Raw genomic sequence first — 16,669 nt, 5'->3', positions numbered from 1 at the left:
CAGACTGTTGTGATATAAGCTCGAAGGCGGGGAATCGGAACGGATCGCCGCCATGGCATTTCGCATTTCGAGCGACAGGGAAAAGCGGCATGCGAGAGAGCAAGACGAGCGTGGCGACCCCCGAATTTAGAAGCATGCGGTAAGCAATGGAAAAAAGCCTCGCCAAATATATCTGGTCGAACACGCGCCTCGAGCAGATATGGATCCTGCTCGTCGTTGCCGCGTCCATGGTGCCTTACTTCCTGTCCTTCGACCTGCCAAAGCAGATCGTCAACGGCCCGATCCAGGGTAAGGGCTTCGAGGGCGAAGGCGCCACGCAGTCCTTCATGCATATCGCCTACGACATCCCCTTTGTCGGCCATATCGAGGTATTCAAAGGCCTGAAGCTCGACCGTTTCGAGATGCTGATCGCCCTCAGCCTGGTGTTTCTGGCCCTGGTGGTGCTGAACGGCCTCTTCAAACTCTACATCAATACCTACAAGGGCAGGCTTGGCGAGCGCATGCTGCGTCGCATCCGCTTTGAGCTTGTCGATCGGGTGCTGCGTTTTCCGCCTTCGCATTTCAAGCGCGTCAAGGCGGCTGAAATCGCGACGATGATCAAGGACGAGGTGGAGCCTCTCGGCGGGTTCACCGGCGACGCTTTCGTGCAGCCCGCGCTGCTCGGCGGTCAGGCGGTCACCGCTCTGATCTTCATCATCATGCAGAATTTCTGGCTCGGTATGATCGCCGCCAGCATCGTCGCGGTGCAGGCGGTCGTTATTCCCCGCATGCGCAAGCGACTGCTTGAGCTTGGCCGCCAGCGCCAGCTGACGGCGCGCGAACTTTCTGGCCGAGTTGGCGAGATCGTCGATGGCATCGGCACCATCCATGGCAACGACACGTCCAACTTCGAGCGGGCCGATATTGCTGCCCGGCTGGGGCTGATCTTCTCGATCCGCTACGACCTCTATCAGTGGAAATTCCTGGTCAAGTTCATCAACAATTTCCTGGCCCAGGTCACGCCGTTCCTGTTCTATTCGATCGGCGGGTTTCTCGCCTTGCAGGGGCGCCTGGACATCGGCCAGCTGGTCGCGGTCATCAACGCCTACAAGGATCTGCCGGGACCGCTCAAGGAACTGATCGACTGGGACCAGTCGCGTCAGGATGTCCAGGTAAAGTACAATCAGGTGGTCGAGCAATTCAGCGTCGACCGACTGATCGACCCTCGCATCCAGGTCATGGACCCCAAATCTCCGGCACGGCTGGAGCATGCGCTTGTCGCCACCAACCTGACAATCAGCGACGACAGCGGCGCCCGTGTTCTCGACCATGTTTCGCTCGAGATCCAGCCCGGCGAAACCGTGGCGATCGTTGGTGAGAGCGGCAGTGGGGGTGAGTATCTGGCCGAGGCCTTCGGACGGCTGGTCTGGCCGGACAGCGGCAAGGTGACCGTCGATGGGCACGACATCCTGGAATTACCGGAATCGGTGACCGGCCGACGGATCGCCTATGCCGGCTCGGACACCTACTTCTTCCACGGAACGTTGCGCGACAACATTCTATATGGCTTGAAGCATGCCCCGCTGACGACCGTCACCTATGAGGGCGAGGCCGCGGTGCGCAACAAGTGGGCGATTTCGGAGGCCAAACGCGCCGGCAACCCGTCTCTCAGCCTCGACAGCGACTGGGTCGACTACACATCTGCCGGGGCGACCGGGCCGGACGACCTTTACAGCGTCATCCGACCAGTGCTCGATTCGGTGCTGATGTCGCAGGATATTCTCGACATGGCGCTTCGCTCCACGGTCGATACTGAGACGCACAAGGACCTGACCGAACGGATCGTCGAACTGCGCCATGCGCTGATCGAGCGGCTGAAGGAGCAGGATCTCGACGGGCTGGTCGTGCCGTTCGAATTCACCGCCTACAATACGCAGGCGACGGTGGGTGAAAACCTGCTGTTCGGCACACTGAAGCGTCCGCTGATGACCAACAGGAAGCTCGCTGCACATCCCTATTTCATCAAGCTCTTCCAGGACAGCGGCCTGAACAGCGAACTCTACGACATGGGCATCGAGATCGCCGAAAACACAGTCGAGTTGTTCAACGACCTGCCGCCGGACCATCCTTTCTTCCAGCAGCTCACTTTCATGACGGCGGACGACATTCCCGACTATCAGGCGTTGCTGCAGAAGCGGGGCGGCCGCAACTTCGAGACGGCGACGCCCGAAGAGCGGGCATCGATCATTCGTCTCAGTTTCTCCTACATCGAGCCACGCCACCGCTTCGGTCTGCTCACCAAGCAGTTGATGAACAAGATCGTCGAGGCACGTACGGAGTTTCACAAGCATATCCCGGCCGATCTGAACGCTGTCATCGAACGCTACGATCCCGAGCGCTTTACGGCTTCGGCCACATTGATGGACAACGTGCTGTTTGGGCGTATCGCCCACCAGCAGGCCGATGCGCCTGAGCAGATCCATGTGATCATGCGCGATCTTTTCGACAGGCTCGGCCTGCAGGACAGCGTATTGGCAATCGGCCTCGATTTCGACGTCGGCTCCGGCGGCAAGCGCCTGACCAACGTCCAGCGCCAGAAGCTGAACCTTGCCCGCGCGCTGCTGAAGCGCGCCGACTACCTGATCTTCAACAGGCCGCTGGTTGCGCTCGACCATCGCATCCAGGACCAGATCGTCCGCACCGTTCTACGCGACATCGAAAACAGCGACCACAACCCGGCTATCATCTGGGTTCTGTCGAATGTCGCGCTAGCGGAGCAGTTCCACCGCGTCCTGGTATTTCAGGGCGGCACGCTGGCTGAAAGCGGCACAACCGAAGATCTTTTGCAGCACGACGGGATGTTCAAAGAACTTTTATCGTTATAGGCTATCTGGCGGCTGTGATCCCGGGGTTGAACGCGCATGCTGTTAAGAGATGAAGTCGAAATGTTGCGGCGAGTGCCGATTTTCGCACGCATTGCGCCGGCGAAGCTGAAACTGCTCGCCTTCACCTCCGATCGCGTCAGCTACCGTGCTGGCCAGATACTTTTCCACCAGGGCGATCTCGGCGACGCTGCCTATGTCGTGCTGGCAGGAACCGCCGATATCCTAGTCGATACGCCGACCGGTGAGATCAAGGTCGCCGATGTCGATGTCAATTCGATTGTCGGAGAAATCGCCATCCTCTGCGACGTCTCCCGTACTGCGACCGTAAAGGCCACCTCGAATGTCGAGGCACTGCGGATCAGCAAAGAGCACTTCCTCAAGCTGCTCTCCGACTTCCCCGAAATGGCCGTGGATATCATGAGGGTGCTGGCCGACCGCCTCAACCACACTACCGCAGAGCTGACGGCCGCACGCAGCCAGCCGGCATTGCAACCGGCACCGACCCACTAGACGGAGGCGCCCTGCGGCCACCCCACATCGCCAGTGGACGGAACTTATTTTGCTTCCGCAAGTTTGCAGGTCGAGGCTTCACCGAGAGGCTAACGGCGTTGTGTGGCCGGTTAATTCGTTTCCTTGCGGCCTTAAATCGGCTCCCGGGAAGCCAATTTGCTGACTGCGCCGCCCGACGGCCTTCCCACTCTGCCAGGTATCCAATGACTTTGCCCAATTCTACCTATCGCATCCAGTTTCGCGACGGCATGACTTTCGACCATGCCCGGAAAATGGTTCCTTACCTCCGCCAATTGGGCATCAGCCATCTCTACGCGTCACCGATCTTCACCGCCACCAAGGGTTCAACCCATGGCTACGACGTCACCGACACCAACGAGATCGATCCCGCGATTGGCGGCCGCGAGGGGTTCGACAAGTTGTCTGAGGCGCTGCGGGAGGCCGAAATAGGCCTGCTGGTCGACATCGTTCCAAACCATATGGCCGCCTCGCTGGAAAATTCGTGGTGGCGCAGCGTCGTCGAGTGGGGTGAGGAAAGCCCTTTCAGCCAGCATTTCGACATCGACTGGAGCCGAAAGCTGACGTTGCCTATCCTCGGAAAGCCGCTGCAGGATGCGTTGGAGGCAGGCGAACTGACGCTGACTGTGGACGCGGATGCGGGCACGCTCACTGTTGCCTACTACGAGCAGCGGCTGCCGCTGGCGCCGAGTACCTATGCCGCCGTGCTGTCGCGACTTGATCTCCCGGTCGTCGCTGCAATGTGCACTCTGGCGTCTGATGCAGATCCACGGCGGGAGACGGAATTTCACCAGAGCATGCGCGACATGCTCTCTGGCGAGGCGGCAGAGATAAACAAGGCGCTAGCGCAGAAGTTCAGTGACCCCGCTTCGCTCCAGACCGTGGTGGATGAACAGCCCTGGCGGCTGATCTATTGGAAGGACGCGCCGCGCGAGCTCAGCTATCGTCGCTTTTTCGAGGTGACCGGTCTTGTAGGCTTGCGCGTCGAAGACCCGGCTGTTTTCGACGATGCACATCGGCTGACACTCGAACTGGTGCGCAATGGTGCCGTTGATGGATTGCGGCTCGATCATATCGACGGGCTGGCAGATCCCGCCGCCTATCTCGAGCGTCTGCGCAGTGCCGTGGGTGAGGATACCTATATCGTCGTCGAGAAAATCCTCGCCGAAGGAGAGACGCTGCCAGAGGCATGGCCGATCTCCGGAACCACCGGCTATGAATTTATCACTACCCTGCCCGACGTTCTGGTGAACACGTCCGGAATGAACGCAATCACCGATACCTATCGGGAAATTGCCGATGGTGAGCCGGAATTTGCCGAGGGCGCGCTGGCGGTCAAGGCGATGCTTGCCCGGAAAAACTTCGCTGTTGAAACCAACAATTTGCTGCAGCTGCTTCTGAGTGTCGGAGCGATCAATGGCGACGTGCCCGAGCAAGCGGCACTGGAACAGGCGCTGGTGTCTCTGCTTGTCGCCTGCCCGGTGTATCGGACCTACGGGACGGATGGCGCCCTCGACGCGGCCGATGGCGCGATGTGGAGCACTATCGTGGAAACTGCGGGTGGCTCGTCCGAAAAGGCGGACCACGCCGCGTTGTCCTTTGTCGACAAGGTATTTCAAGGCAATGTGGCACCGGAGGCCAAGGCGGATGCGCTCGAATTCCGACGCCGCTTCCAGCAATTGACGGGGCCTTTGACGGCGAAGTCTATCGAAGACACGATGTTCTATCGATATAACCGCCTGATCGGCCTGAACGAGGTCGGCGGCGAACCTGCTGCCACTGAATTCGGCCTCGAACGCTTCCACCACGAGATGGCTAAGCGGATGGAGACACAGCCCGCCGGCCTGTCCGCAACCTCGACACATGACACGAAACGCGGCGAGGACGGGCGGGCGAGGCTTTATGCGCTTACCGAAGCTCCGGAGGCATGGCTGGATGGCGTGGAGCGCTGGCGCAAGCTCAATGCCGCCACCGTCGCTTCCCTGCCGGGTGGCGCCGCGCCGGAACCACGGCTCGAATGGATGCTGTATCAGGCACTCGCCGGTGCCTGGCCAGCAGACCTCGCGCTCGACGCGCCTGCTCCGGCCGACTTGCTCGACCGTTTCCTTGCCTATGTCGAGAAAGCGCTGCGCGAGGCCAAGCAGCGCACCAACTGGGGCGAGGAGGATGGTGCGTACGAGGACGCCGTAAAGGCTTTCGCGGCCAACCTGCTTGCGAGCGACAATGCGGCTTTTCTGCAGGACTTCCGCAAGACGCTGCAGCCGTTCGTGCGGGCGGGCCTGTTTAACGGCCTGACACAGACGCTCATCAAGCTGGCAGCTCCAGGGATACCCGACATTTACCAGGGCGCCGAGCAACTGGATCTCAGCCTCGTCGATCCCGACAATCGCCGCCTGCCAGACTTTGCACGCCTGGGTGAGGACCTGGCCGTGCCCCTCCAGACACGCGATGAGGGCGCGCTTGCCCGGGGACTCTTCAAGCAGCGCCTCGTCCAAAAGGGCCTTGCGCTGCGCAAGGCTGAGCCAACGCTGTTTGCTAAAGGCGATTATCAGCCATTGGCCGTCACCGGTGAACGCGCCGACAACGCCATTGCATTCCTGCGCAGCCACGAGAACAAAATGGTCGTCGCCATTGCTCCTCGGCTGGTTTACGGACTCGGCGAAGGCGAATGGCCGTGCGGCGATTACTGGGGAGACAGTGCGATCGCCTTGCCCGAGCGCGCTGCCGGCAGAGTGCGAAATGTCATCGACGGTACGGTCCACGAGACAAGCCAGCCCCTGAAACTGGCAGCCCTGCTGGCCACTTCACCAGTGGCGCTGCTCGTCTCCGAGTAGCCGCAGCGAGCGAGGGGCTTCCTAGAGCAGGCCCCTCGACGCCAGATTGCGCATGAGCTTTGCAATGCCTGAAGTCCAGGGCGGGCAATCTGTCGACAGCATGACGCGGTTGCGCAGTGCGCCCAGCTTGTCGTTCGAAATCGTCACGACATCGCCGATCTTGTGGGTAAAGCCCTGCCCCGGCACGTCGCGGTCCTCGACCGGCGCGAAAAGCGTCCCCATGAACAGCACCATTCCGTCGGGATACTGGTGATGCCGCCCCATTGTTTGGGAGACAAGATCGAGCGGATCACGGCTGATCTCCTTCATCGAACTCTTGCCGTGCAGCACGTAGCCGTCCTCTCCCTCTATTGTGAGATCGAGGTCGGCATTGCGGACGTCGTCGATGGAATAAGTATCGTCGAACAGCCGGATGAACGGCCCGATCGAGCAGGAAGCATTGTTGTCCTTGGCCTTGCCGAGCAACAGGGCAGAGCGGCCCTCGACGTCACGCAGGTTGACGTCGTTGCCGAGCGTTGCGCCCTTGACGCGCCCCCGGCTATCGACGACCAGCACGATTTCCGGCTCTGGGTTGTTCCATTTGGAAATGGGGTGCAAGCCGACATCGGCACCGTGACCCACGGAGGAGAGTACCTGCGCCTTGGAGAAGACCTCGGCATCCGGGCCGATGCCGACTTCCAGATATTGCGACCAGACACCGTCCTCGATCAGAGCCGCCTTGACCTTGGCGGCCTCCGGCGATCCCGCCTTCAGATTGCGAAGGCTGTCGCCGATGATGGATGTGATGCGGCCGCGAATGCTGTTCGCCAGATCCGGATTACCGGCAGCGCGCTCCTCGATCACCCTCTCCAGCATCGAGCGCGCGAACGTGACGCCGCAAGCTTTGACAGCCTGCAGGTCGATCGGCGCCAGCAAGGTGTGGGGCGAATTGGCGTCCGCCGAAAACAGCGCCTCGAGGCTGCCGACAGCTTCGCCCGCCTGCGTGCTTAGAAAAGCGACGGGATCGTCCATCTCAAGAAGGGCGGAGACGGTCGGAATATCTCGTGACGTGACGTCATAGACAGTGCCGTCGCGGATAACGACAACGGATGGACCATCCTTGGCCGCATCCCAGGTGCGCCCGATGAAGCTTCCCGCTTCGAACATGCCGATATCGCCTGCCATTTTGCCGTCTCCTGCCCTGATTTTTCTGAATGGCGCGCTGCACTCCCGGGCATCACGCAATCTCGAGGGCATGTTCTTCATCCACGCTGGCTTGTCAATTGTCGCCGGAAAGGCACGCGTGGCAGAAGATTTCATTCGCGACCGGGGCCCTCAGCGCACCCACCAATACCCGCAAAACGATGTTCATGTTGCTTATGTAGCGCATTTGGCTATTTCATGCGCATGGTCCCTCGTTCTCTGATTCGGCATGTCGCGCCGTCACGCATGACAAAAGGTGTCTATGGCGCGCTGTGGCTCACGGCGGCGCTGGCGATATCCGGCTGCGCGTCGAAGGATGGGATCCGGGTTCCCGGTCCCGCGGAGACGGTGACGAGCGACAAGGCTTTCGCGCTGCCACCTCCGGGCGGTCCGTCGATCGTCAATGTCGTGCAGCACTCCTACAACAACGCCGTCCAGCAGGACATCTACCTCTTTACCTCAGCCGCAACCTCGGGGCAGAACGATCTGCAGGTGACGTTCTTCGGGCCGGTCGGTCTCGACTACGACAACCGCAAGGGCCTCGGCTATGCCTCGATCCGCGACAGCACGGTCGACAGGGATATGCGTCGTGCGTTGCCTGGCGTGGCGATGGTTCGGTCCGGCATCTACGTCCAGAACAACTACGGACCGTTCGGCTATGCCACGGGCAAAAGTGCACAGGGCGACACCTGCCTCTATGCGTGGCAGCAGGTGCGCTCCAGCGACAATGCTCGTGGTGCTTTTCAGAATCGCGGTACCGTGCAGGTCCGGCTGCGACTTTGCGACACACATGCAACCGCCGAGCAATTGCTTCGTGTCATGTATGGCTACACCATCACAGGCACTTTCCCGGCTCCCGGCTGGAACCCGTATGACAGCGCTCCACCGGTCGATCCGACGCTTGGCCGCACCGGTAATCCGATCTACCCGGTGGTATCGCCTACGAGCGCCGGCCAGTTGCCAGCCGCTTTCCAATTGCCGGCGACGTCACCTGGCATCGCACCGCAAAGCCCGCGCAGCGTAGAACCGCGCGCAGCACCGCGTCCGGTCGCGCAACAGCAGCCACCCGCGCCGGCGCCCAGAGGGCCGGTCGTTCCGTCGCCGATCGGCGACGACAAAAGCAGCACGACAGCAGCTCCGGCGGTCATTGTGCCTGCTCCTAACTAAGGTCTTGCGATTATATCGATCAAGAGACGAGTAGCATGAACGGTTTGTCAACCATCCGGTGTCACGGTGCTTGGTGTCGTCGCCATGATCGCGTCGTGCTTGAGTGTTGACTTGAGGTAAAGGAATAACCATGCGCAAAGCCGCCAGTATCCTGATCTGGATGATCGTCGCGGTATGCGTAATTACCCTCATCACCCTGCCGATCAGCCTCCAGACGCAATTGATCGTCAGTGTCACGGTGGTCATCATCATGGCGCTGATCAAGCTGTTCCAGGGCGAGGGAAAATGGCGCCTCGTAGCGCTCGCCTTCGGAAGCTCGATCATTCTGCGCTACGTGTTCTGGCGGACGACCAGCACCTTGCCGCCAATCAATCAGCCTGAAAACTTTATTCCGGGCTTCCTCGTCTATCTCGCCGAAATGTACAGCGTGATGATGGGCGCGCTCAGCCTGTTTGTCGTTGCCATGCCGCTGCCGCCACGACCCTCTCGTGCCGCCACCGAGGGCAAGTTTCCGCATGTCGATGTGTTCGTGCCGACCTACAACGAAGATGCGGCGCTTCTCGGCAATACGCTGGCGGCGGCCAAGGCCATGGACTATCCACCCGAGAAGGTCACCGTCTGGCTGCTCGACGACGGCAGTACACTGCAAAAGCGCAATGCCAACAACATCCTCGATGCGCAAGCCGCTTCCCTCCGCCACATCCAGTTGCAGGAACTGTGCGAGCAACTCAGCGTTCGCTACATGACCCGCGATCGCAACGAGCATGCCAAGGCCGGCAATCTCAACAACGGCATGCAGCACTCGACGGGCGAGCTCATCGCCGTCTTCGATGCCGACCACGCGCCGGCACGTGATTTCCTGCTCGAAACCGTTGGCTACTTCGACGACGATCCGAAGCTCTTCCTGTGCCAGACACCGCATTTCTTTCTCAATCCAGACCCGATCGAGCGCAATCTGCAGACGTTCGACCACATGCCGAGCGAGAACGAGATGTTCTACGGCATTATCCAGCGCGGTCTCGACAAGTGGAACGCCTCGTTTTTCTGCGGCTCTGCTGCCGTCCTCAGGCGCAAGGCGCTGGCTGAAACCAACGGATTCAGTGGCGTCAGCATCACCGAGGACTGCGAAACGGCGATCGAGCTGCACTCGCGAGGCTGGAACAGCATCTATGTCGACAAGCCGCTGATCGCGGGCCTCCAGCCGGCGACCTTTGCCAGCTTCATCGGCCAGCGCAGCCGCTGGGCGCAGGGCATGATGCAGATCCTGCGTTTCCGCTTCCCGCTCTTCAAGCGCGGGCTCTCCCTGCCGCAGCGGCTTTGCTACATGTCGTCGACGCTGTTCTGGCTCTTCCCGTTCCCACGGACGATGTTCCTGTTCGCGCCGCTGTTCTATCTTTTCTTCAATCTCGAGATCTTCACCTCGTCGGGCGGCGAGTTCCTGGCCTATTCGCTCGCCTACATGGTCGTGAACATGATGATGCAGAACTATCTCTACGGCTCGTTCCGCTGGCCTTGGATCTCAGAGCTTTATGAATATGTGCAGACGGTGCACCTGCTGCCGGCGGTGATCTCGGTCATCCTCAATCCGCGCAAGCCGACATTCAAGGTGACGGCCAAGGACGAATCCATTGCCGTCGCGCGCCTTTCCGAAATCAGCCGACCGTTCTTCGTCATCTTTGGGGTTCTGCTGGTAGCTTTCGGAATGGCGATCTACCGCCTTTACGCCGAGCCCTACAAGGCAGACGTGACGCTGGTCGTTGCCGGCTGGACCTTGCTCAACCTAATCATGGCCGGCTGCGCTCTCGGCGTTGTCTCCGAGCGCGGCGAGCGGTCTTCGTCGCGGCGGGTGCGTGTTAACCGACGGTGCGAATTCGGCGTCGACGGACGCTGGTATCCGGCTTCTATCGAGGACGTATCCGTTCATGGTGCGAGGCTGCACGTCTTCAGCAAGACCTTCGATCCGCTGGGAGTGGACACTCGCGCGACGATCAAGTTCAGGCCCTACAGCGGCGCCCAGGAAGAGACATTGATCGTCACCGTGCGCAACACCCAGCCTAGCGGCGAAATCACGGCGATCGGCTGCCTCTACAATCCACAAAGCGCGCTGGATCACCGCCTGATCGCGGATCTGATCTTTGCAAACTCAGACCAGTGGACGCAATTCCAGCTCTCCCGTCGCCGCAATCCCGGGCTGATCAGGGGAACGATCTGGTTTCTCGGTGTATCGGCCTACCAGACGAGCCGCGGGCTTGTGTATTTCTTCCGCAGTTTCAAAGGCAAGCCCGAGGAGCAGATCCAGCCAGTGAAGGCGGGCGCACAATGAGGCCGGGTCGTATCGCGGTCGTAGCCGCGCTCGCTACAACATGGCTCGCGCCATTTGCCCTCGCGCAGACGACGCCCTTCGACATGACGCCTGAGCGGCCGAAGGGTGCAGCACCCGCGAGCCCATCGGTTCAGCCGGCACCCGCCGCGCCTGCCGCGCAGCCGGCCATACCGCCCTTTACACCCGTGCCGACCACCGCAAAGCCACCACCCGTGCCGACCGCCGCGGCCCCGCCAAAAAGCGCAGGTACTCCGGTTGGCAAGCCTGTCACGACCGAGCGCTTCAGGCGCTTCCTCGTCCCGGCTTCGGATCTTGGCCTGAACGGCGAAATCGACAAGAAGACATGGTCGATCTATCTGACACCGGCGCAAGCGGCCGCTCCGGTCAAGCTCAACCTCGCCTATCAGAACGCTATCGTCGTCGCGCCCGAAGCGTCTCAACTGACTGTTCTCATCAACAGCCGTTCGGTCGGATCGACGCCCATACGTTCTTCCGAAAAGCCGGAAGAGCTCAGCTTCGACGTGCCGCCCGGGCTGTTGCAGGCAGGCTCCAACCTGGTGAGCTTCGAGATGCAACAGCGCCACCGGACGGACTGCAGCATCTCCTCGACCTACGAACTCTGGACGGATATCGACCCGAGCCGCACTTATCTGAGTTTTGGCGGTACGGAAGCCGCGCGGCTGGTGAGCACCGATGGTGTCCGCGCGGTGGGCGTCGACGAAAAGGGCGCGACTGAATTCGACTTCGTCGTGCCTGGGCTTGCCCAGCCTGGCACCACGAAACCGCTCATGCGACTGGCGCAGGGCCTTTCGGTACTGAGCGGCATGCCCAACCAGTCCTTCAACTTCCAGACCGCCGGCCTGCCAGCCTTGGCACCGGGCAAGCTCACTGTTCTTGTCGGGACGGCAAGCGAACTGCAGCCACTCTTTCCGTCACTGCCACCGGCGGCACAAGTGGCCCCTGTGGCAACGTTCGTCAACGATCCCCGTAGCGGCGGACCGGTTCTGCTGGTCACGGGTCCTTCGTGGCAATCGATAGACACCGCCATCGACAGCCTGGTCACATCGACTGACCGGGCAGTGGACAACCGCCGCGACGTACTGGCGACGCAGCGATGGCAGGCACCCGATGTGCCACTGATTTTCAGCAATACTGTCCTGCCGTTTTCGCAGCTTGGCGTCTCCACGACACAATTTACCGGACGCCGATTCCGCACAGATTTCGGGATCGGCGTACCGGCCGATTTCTATGCCAACGCCTACGGCGAGGCGACCATACTGCTTGACGCTGCCTATTCCCCCGACGTCCTGCCCGGCAGCCATATCGACGTATTCGTCAACGGAAGCGTTGCCTCGACCGTGCCAATCACCAACAAGGGCGGTGGCATTTTCCGGCACCTGCCGATCCGTGTTACGCTCCGACACTTCAAGCCCGGGCTAAACCACGTTGCGGTGGAGGCCGCCCTTCTGACGAGCGCCGACGCCGCCTGCGCTCCGGGCTCGAACGCATCGGCAACGCCACATTTCGCGCTGTTCGATACATCGGAATTCCGCATGCCTGACTTCGCCCGCGTCGGCCAGCGTCCCAATCTCGCGGCAACCGGCGGCACCGGCTATCCCTACGGCCTGATCGAGAATGTTCTCCCGGTCTATCTCGACCGGGTGGACGCCGATACGCTGTCCGCATCGGCGACCTTCCTCGCGAGGCTGGCCCTGATGGCTGGCCGACCCATTCCCATCGAGGTCGCAACCTCGCCCGCCGGGATCGGCGATCGCAACGCGCTGTTCATCGGCCCCATTTCGCAGATCCCGCCGACAGCACTCACGCAATTGAATATCGCGCCGGCAAGCCAGGTCAGTTGGAGACCGAATACGGCTGGAAAGCCGGCAGATGTGGATACCGGCGCAACGTTCGAGCAGTGGCGGTCCATGGTCAGTGGCGGAAGTTGGACCGGGCAGATCTCCGCGTTCGAGGAATGGATGCGGCGGAATTTCGATATTTCCTTCAGCTCCCTGCGGTTCGCACCGAGTGCCGAGGCAACGTTCATGCCGAGCAACGCTGCGACAATCATGGTCGCGCAGGGCGCCAGTCCGGATGGCAACGGAACCTGGACCATCGTCACCTCGCCAACGGCTGGCGACTTGCGATCCGGCCTGACTGCTCTGTCCGCAGAGGACACGTGGCCGGAGCTTTCCGGTCGCATCACGACTTATGCGGCAGCAACCAAGAAGATCGAGACGGTGCCGGTGGCGCGGTTTGCCTTCGTGCCGACGCAAGATTTCTCCTTCTCCAACTACCGGCTGGTTGCCGCCAACTGGCTGTCGACCAACATCCTTTCCTACGCCTTGCTCTTTGCAGCCCTGACGATGCTGATGGGGCTTGCGACTGCCGCGCTTCTATCCAATCTCGGACGGCGCCGATGACTTTGAGGCAGGTCGCCGCCTGCGTCATCGGAGTGCTGTTCTTCTTTATCTGCGACAACCCGGCCGGAGCACAGGAGCCGATGATACAGACGCAGTCCTGGCAGGCGTACAAGGCGAAGTTTCTCGATCCCTCCGGTCGCATCGTGGACGACGGAAACGGCGGGATCAGCCACAGCGAGGGACAGGGCTACGGACTGCTGCTCGCCTACCTCTCCGAAAGCCCCGCAGATTTCGAGCAGATCTGGTATTTCACGCGAACCGAGTTACTGATCCGCGATGACGGGCTTGCCGCCTGGAGCTGGAGCCCCGATAAGACCCCGCATGTCGACGACATCAACGATGCGACCGATGGCGACCTGCTGATTGCCTACGCGCTGGCGCGCGCTGGCGCGGCCTGGGGCCGGGCAGACTATACGCAGGCGGCAACGAAGATTGCGGCGACGCTGCTCGACAAGGCGGTCGTCGAAAGCGGCGGCCGGACATTGCTGCTGCCGGGCGTCTCAGGCTTTGCGGCGGCCGACCGTGCAGATGGACCGGTGATCAATCCGTCCTACTGGATCTTCGAGGCCTTTCCTGTGATGAATGGCCTGGTGCCATCGCCGAAGTGGCAACAGCTTTCGGATGACGGCCACGTCCTGATTTCGCAGATGCAATTCGGAAAAGAAAAGCTGCCGGCAGATTGGGTGAGCCTGAAGAGGCAGGCTAAGCCCGCTGAAGGCTTCGTGCCGGAGTTCGGCTATAACGCAATCCGGATTCCGCTCTACCTAATGCGCGGCGGCATCGACGACAAGGATCTGCTGGGTCGGCTGCAGTCTGGAATGAGCGCTGCCGACGGCTCTATCCGGCTTATCGACCTCAACAACGACAGCGTCAAAGCTACGCTGGACGACCCCGGTTATCAGATTATTAACCATACTATGGCCTGTATGCTTGCGGGGACGAAACTCCCAGCGTCGGCCAAATCATTTGTTCCGACTTTGTATTTCCCGTCCACGCTCCACTTGCTGGGGCTTGCCTTTGTTGCGGAAAAGCATCCGGAGTGCCTATGAGACCGTCACTAGTCCTGTTGTCGGCGACGCTCATCATGACGGTGGGCATAGTCGGACTCAAGGACCGCTCGCAGATCGCCGACAGGGTGTCAGACCTGTTGGGCACGAACACGCCTGGTGAGATACCCCAGCTGATGCGCATGGGGCGTATCACCGGCCCTGACTTTCATCCCTTCGACAGGCCGACGACAGAGCCGGAACTGGGGCGCGATGTGGATACTGCACAGGCCGTGGAACTCGCCCAGAATACCGCAGCTTCCGATGCGCCGGCAACTGCCGCCGACCAGCCTTCCGCGGTCTCGCAGGCCGCATCTCCGCCACCGAACCCGCCTGCCGCTGCCCAACCGGCGATCGACGAGAGCGCCCTGCGGTATTTTGCCAGCCGCGGCGACAAGGCGCGGCTGCAGGCCGAAATCTCCAGGCTGCAGGCCCTCTATCCGACATGGACCCCACCGGCCGATCCGCTGGCCGTGCCACAGAACCAGGACAAGCAGCTGGAATCGATGTGGCAGCTCTATTCGGAGGCACGCTATGCGGAGGTGCGCAAGGCAATCTCCGACCGTCAGGCCGCCGAGCCGGGCTGGCAGCCACCTACGGACCTGACCGAGCGCCTGAATGTCGCGGAGGCTCGCACCCGCCTGATCAACGCTTCAGATCTGAAGCAGTACGAGACCGTCGTCAGCGTGGCCTCCGAAACCCCGAGCTTGCTGACCTGCAGCGAAGTCGATGTGCTGTGGCGGGTGGCGGATGCCTTCGGTCACATCGACCGCCTGACCCGTGCGCGCGACGCTTACATGTACGTCATGAAAAACTGCACCAATGCTGCCGAGCGGCTGGCGACGATCCAGAAGGCCTCGGCGCTGCTGCCTTACGGCACCATGCAGGACCTGATGGCGCAGGAAAAACCAATGGCCGATGGGACGCGGGAATTCGAGAGTATCCGCGACGACCTCGCCCGCCGTTTCGTGGCCGAGGCCAATGCCGACCCCAAACTCGTGATTGCCCCCGAATATCTGAGCCGCCTCGAGCGCCTGAGCGAGACGCAAGGACTGGCGTCCGATGCGCTGCTGCTCGGCTGGTACAACTATCCCCGGGGCGACCTCACGAATGCGGAAAAGTGGTTTCGTCTTGCGCGCACCAAGGAGGACACCGCGTCGGCATCGCAGGGGCTTGCCCTGACCCTGATTGCCCGCAAGTCTCCGGAGGAGGCCGAGGAGGTCATGTTCAAGTGGCGTGACGACTCCAAGGATGCGAATGCCACCTACCTCGCGGCGGCAGCAAACCTCTTGGCAATCGACCCACCGGTTATCCTCAAGGTCGACGTCCTGCAGCGGATCGCTGGCGCGGTCCTCAAGGCCCGCGATGTGCCCAGCGCACAGCAGTTCGGCTGGTATGCGCGCGGCCTCAACCAGCCACAGACGGCGGCACAGTGGTTCCGGACGGCGCTCGGGTGGAAGGCAGACGATGAGCCTTCCGCCTACGGCCTGACCATCACCCTTGCCCAATTGAACGACAAGGCTGGCGTCATGGATGTCCAGCGTCAGTGGGCCGGGCGATCCGAGCGGATCGCCATGCTCCGCGACATCGGTGCAGCCCCAAGGCAGGCCCGTGTCGATGGTGGCGAGACGCAGGCGATCGAAGCTGCGCCCCAGGGCACCAGACGGCAGCCACCGGCACCGGTTCGCGAGACAAGCTATCTCTCGTCTGCCCCGCGACAGGAGGCTCAGGTCGTAAGGGTAAGGGAAGCCCGCAGGCCTGCTGGCACCGGCTGCACGACGACCGTCGATCCCGCCATGCTATCGCCAGAGGCGGCACTCCCCCGCGCCTGGTGCCTGATGAGCAAGAAGCGGCCGGCCGAAGCAGCGGCAACCTTTGAAATTGCGCTTCGCAGCCCGCTGCCGAAGGATCGCCAGGACGCCGCGTACGGGCAGAGCCTCGCCTACCTGCAGCTCAATCTCGCCAGCAATGCCGCCGTCTCCGCAATCAAGGCGCCGCAGAGCCGCGAGCGGGCGCTGAGCCTGCAAGTGGCAATCCTCACCAAGCGCGCCTCGTCCGCCTATGACGAAAAGCGGTATCGGGAGGCCATTCTTTATCTCGACCAGCTCAACCAGATCCAGCCCGAGCAGATCGGCCTGATGGTGCTGCGCGGCTACGCCTACCTGAACCTCAAGCGCTATTCCGATGCCATCCGCATCTTCGAGGCTGCAGCCGCCACCGGCGACCATGATGCCATCACCGGCCTGACCAATGCCCGAAACGAACAGGCGCATCCCTCGAACTGATCGTCGTCGGGTGAGAC

At 61.5% G+C, this 16,669-nt stretch carries 9 protein-coding genes; 8 read left to right on the top strand and 1 reads right to left on the bottom strand.

The annotated features are described in order from the left end of the window. Positions 1-146: 146 nt before the first annotated feature. From PR018_RS17625 to treY, 3 genes are all read left to right on the top strand, one after another. Positions 147-2,864, top strand: a complete 2,718-nt coding sequence (locus tag PR018_RS17625) for an ABC transporter ATP-binding protein (RefSeq protein WP_142823791.1) — start codon at positions 147-149, stop codon at positions 2,862-2,864. A 36-nt stretch (positions 2,865-2,900) separates the two neighbouring features. Then, a complete protein-coding gene (locus PR018_RS17620) occupies positions 2,901-3,374 on the top strand; it encodes a Crp/Fnr family transcriptional regulator (protein ID WP_111216298.1) in 474 nt (157 codons plus the stop codon). A 203-nt stretch (positions 3,375-3,577) separates the two neighbouring features. Continuing rightward, on the top strand, positions 3,578-6,226 hold the full coding sequence (gene treY, locus PR018_RS17615; RefSeq protein ID WP_142829103.1) for a malto-oligosyltrehalose synthase: 2,649 nt from the start codon (positions 3,578-3,580) through the stop codon (positions 6,224-6,226). Between the two features lie 21 nt (positions 6,227-6,247). On the opposite strand, the gene PR018_RS17610 is transcribed toward treY, so the two are convergent. After that, a complete protein-coding gene (locus tag PR018_RS17610; protein ID WP_162854760.1) occupies positions 6,248-7,390 on the bottom strand; it encodes a fumarylacetoacetate hydrolase family protein in 1,143 nt (380 codons plus the stop codon). Between the two features lie 264 nt (positions 7,391-7,654). Here PR018_RS17610 and bcsN point away from each other — a divergent pair, with 264 nt between their 5' ends. From bcsN to PR018_RS17585, 5 genes are all read left to right on the top strand, one after another. After that, on the top strand, positions 7,655-8,575 hold the full coding sequence (gene bcsN, locus PR018_RS17605) for a cellulose biosynthesis protein BcsN (protein WP_161990928.1): 921 nt from the start codon (positions 7,655-7,657) through the stop codon (positions 8,573-8,575). Between the two features lie 130 nt (positions 8,576-8,705). Further along, positions 8,706-10,898, top strand: a complete 2,193-nt coding sequence (bcsA, locus tag PR018_RS17600) for a UDP-forming cellulose synthase catalytic subunit (RefSeq protein WP_142823788.1) — start codon at positions 8,706-8,708, stop codon at positions 10,896-10,898. Further along, entirely contained in the window at positions 10,895-13,321 is a 2,427-nt protein-coding gene (locus PR018_RS17595; RefSeq protein WP_142829099.1) for a cellulose biosynthesis cyclic di-GMP-binding regulatory protein BcsB, read from the top strand. The genes bcsA and PR018_RS17595 overlap by 4 nt, the downstream gene beginning before the upstream one ends. Next, complete coding sequence (locus PR018_RS17590; protein ID WP_142823786.1) at positions 13,318-14,370, top strand: family 8 glycosyl hydrolase; 1,053 nt, start codon at positions 13,318-13,320, stop codon at positions 14,368-14,370. Before PR018_RS17595 ends, PR018_RS17590 begins: the two co-directional genes overlap by 4 nt. Then, entirely contained in the window at positions 14,367-16,652 is a 2,286-nt protein-coding gene (locus PR018_RS17585; RefSeq protein ID WP_142823785.1) for a tetratricopeptide repeat protein, read from the top strand. The genes PR018_RS17590 and PR018_RS17585 overlap by 4 nt, the downstream gene beginning before the upstream one ends. The last annotated feature ends 17 nt before the right edge of the window (positions 16,653-16,669 follow it).

Origin of the sequence: Rhizobium rhododendri, assembly GCF_007000325.2 — a bacterium.
GTDB classification, from domain to species: domain Bacteria; phylum Pseudomonadota; class Alphaproteobacteria; order Rhizobiales; family Rhizobiaceae; genus Rhizobium; species Rhizobium rhododendri.
This window is presented reverse-complemented; position numbering and strand designations above follow the sequence as displayed.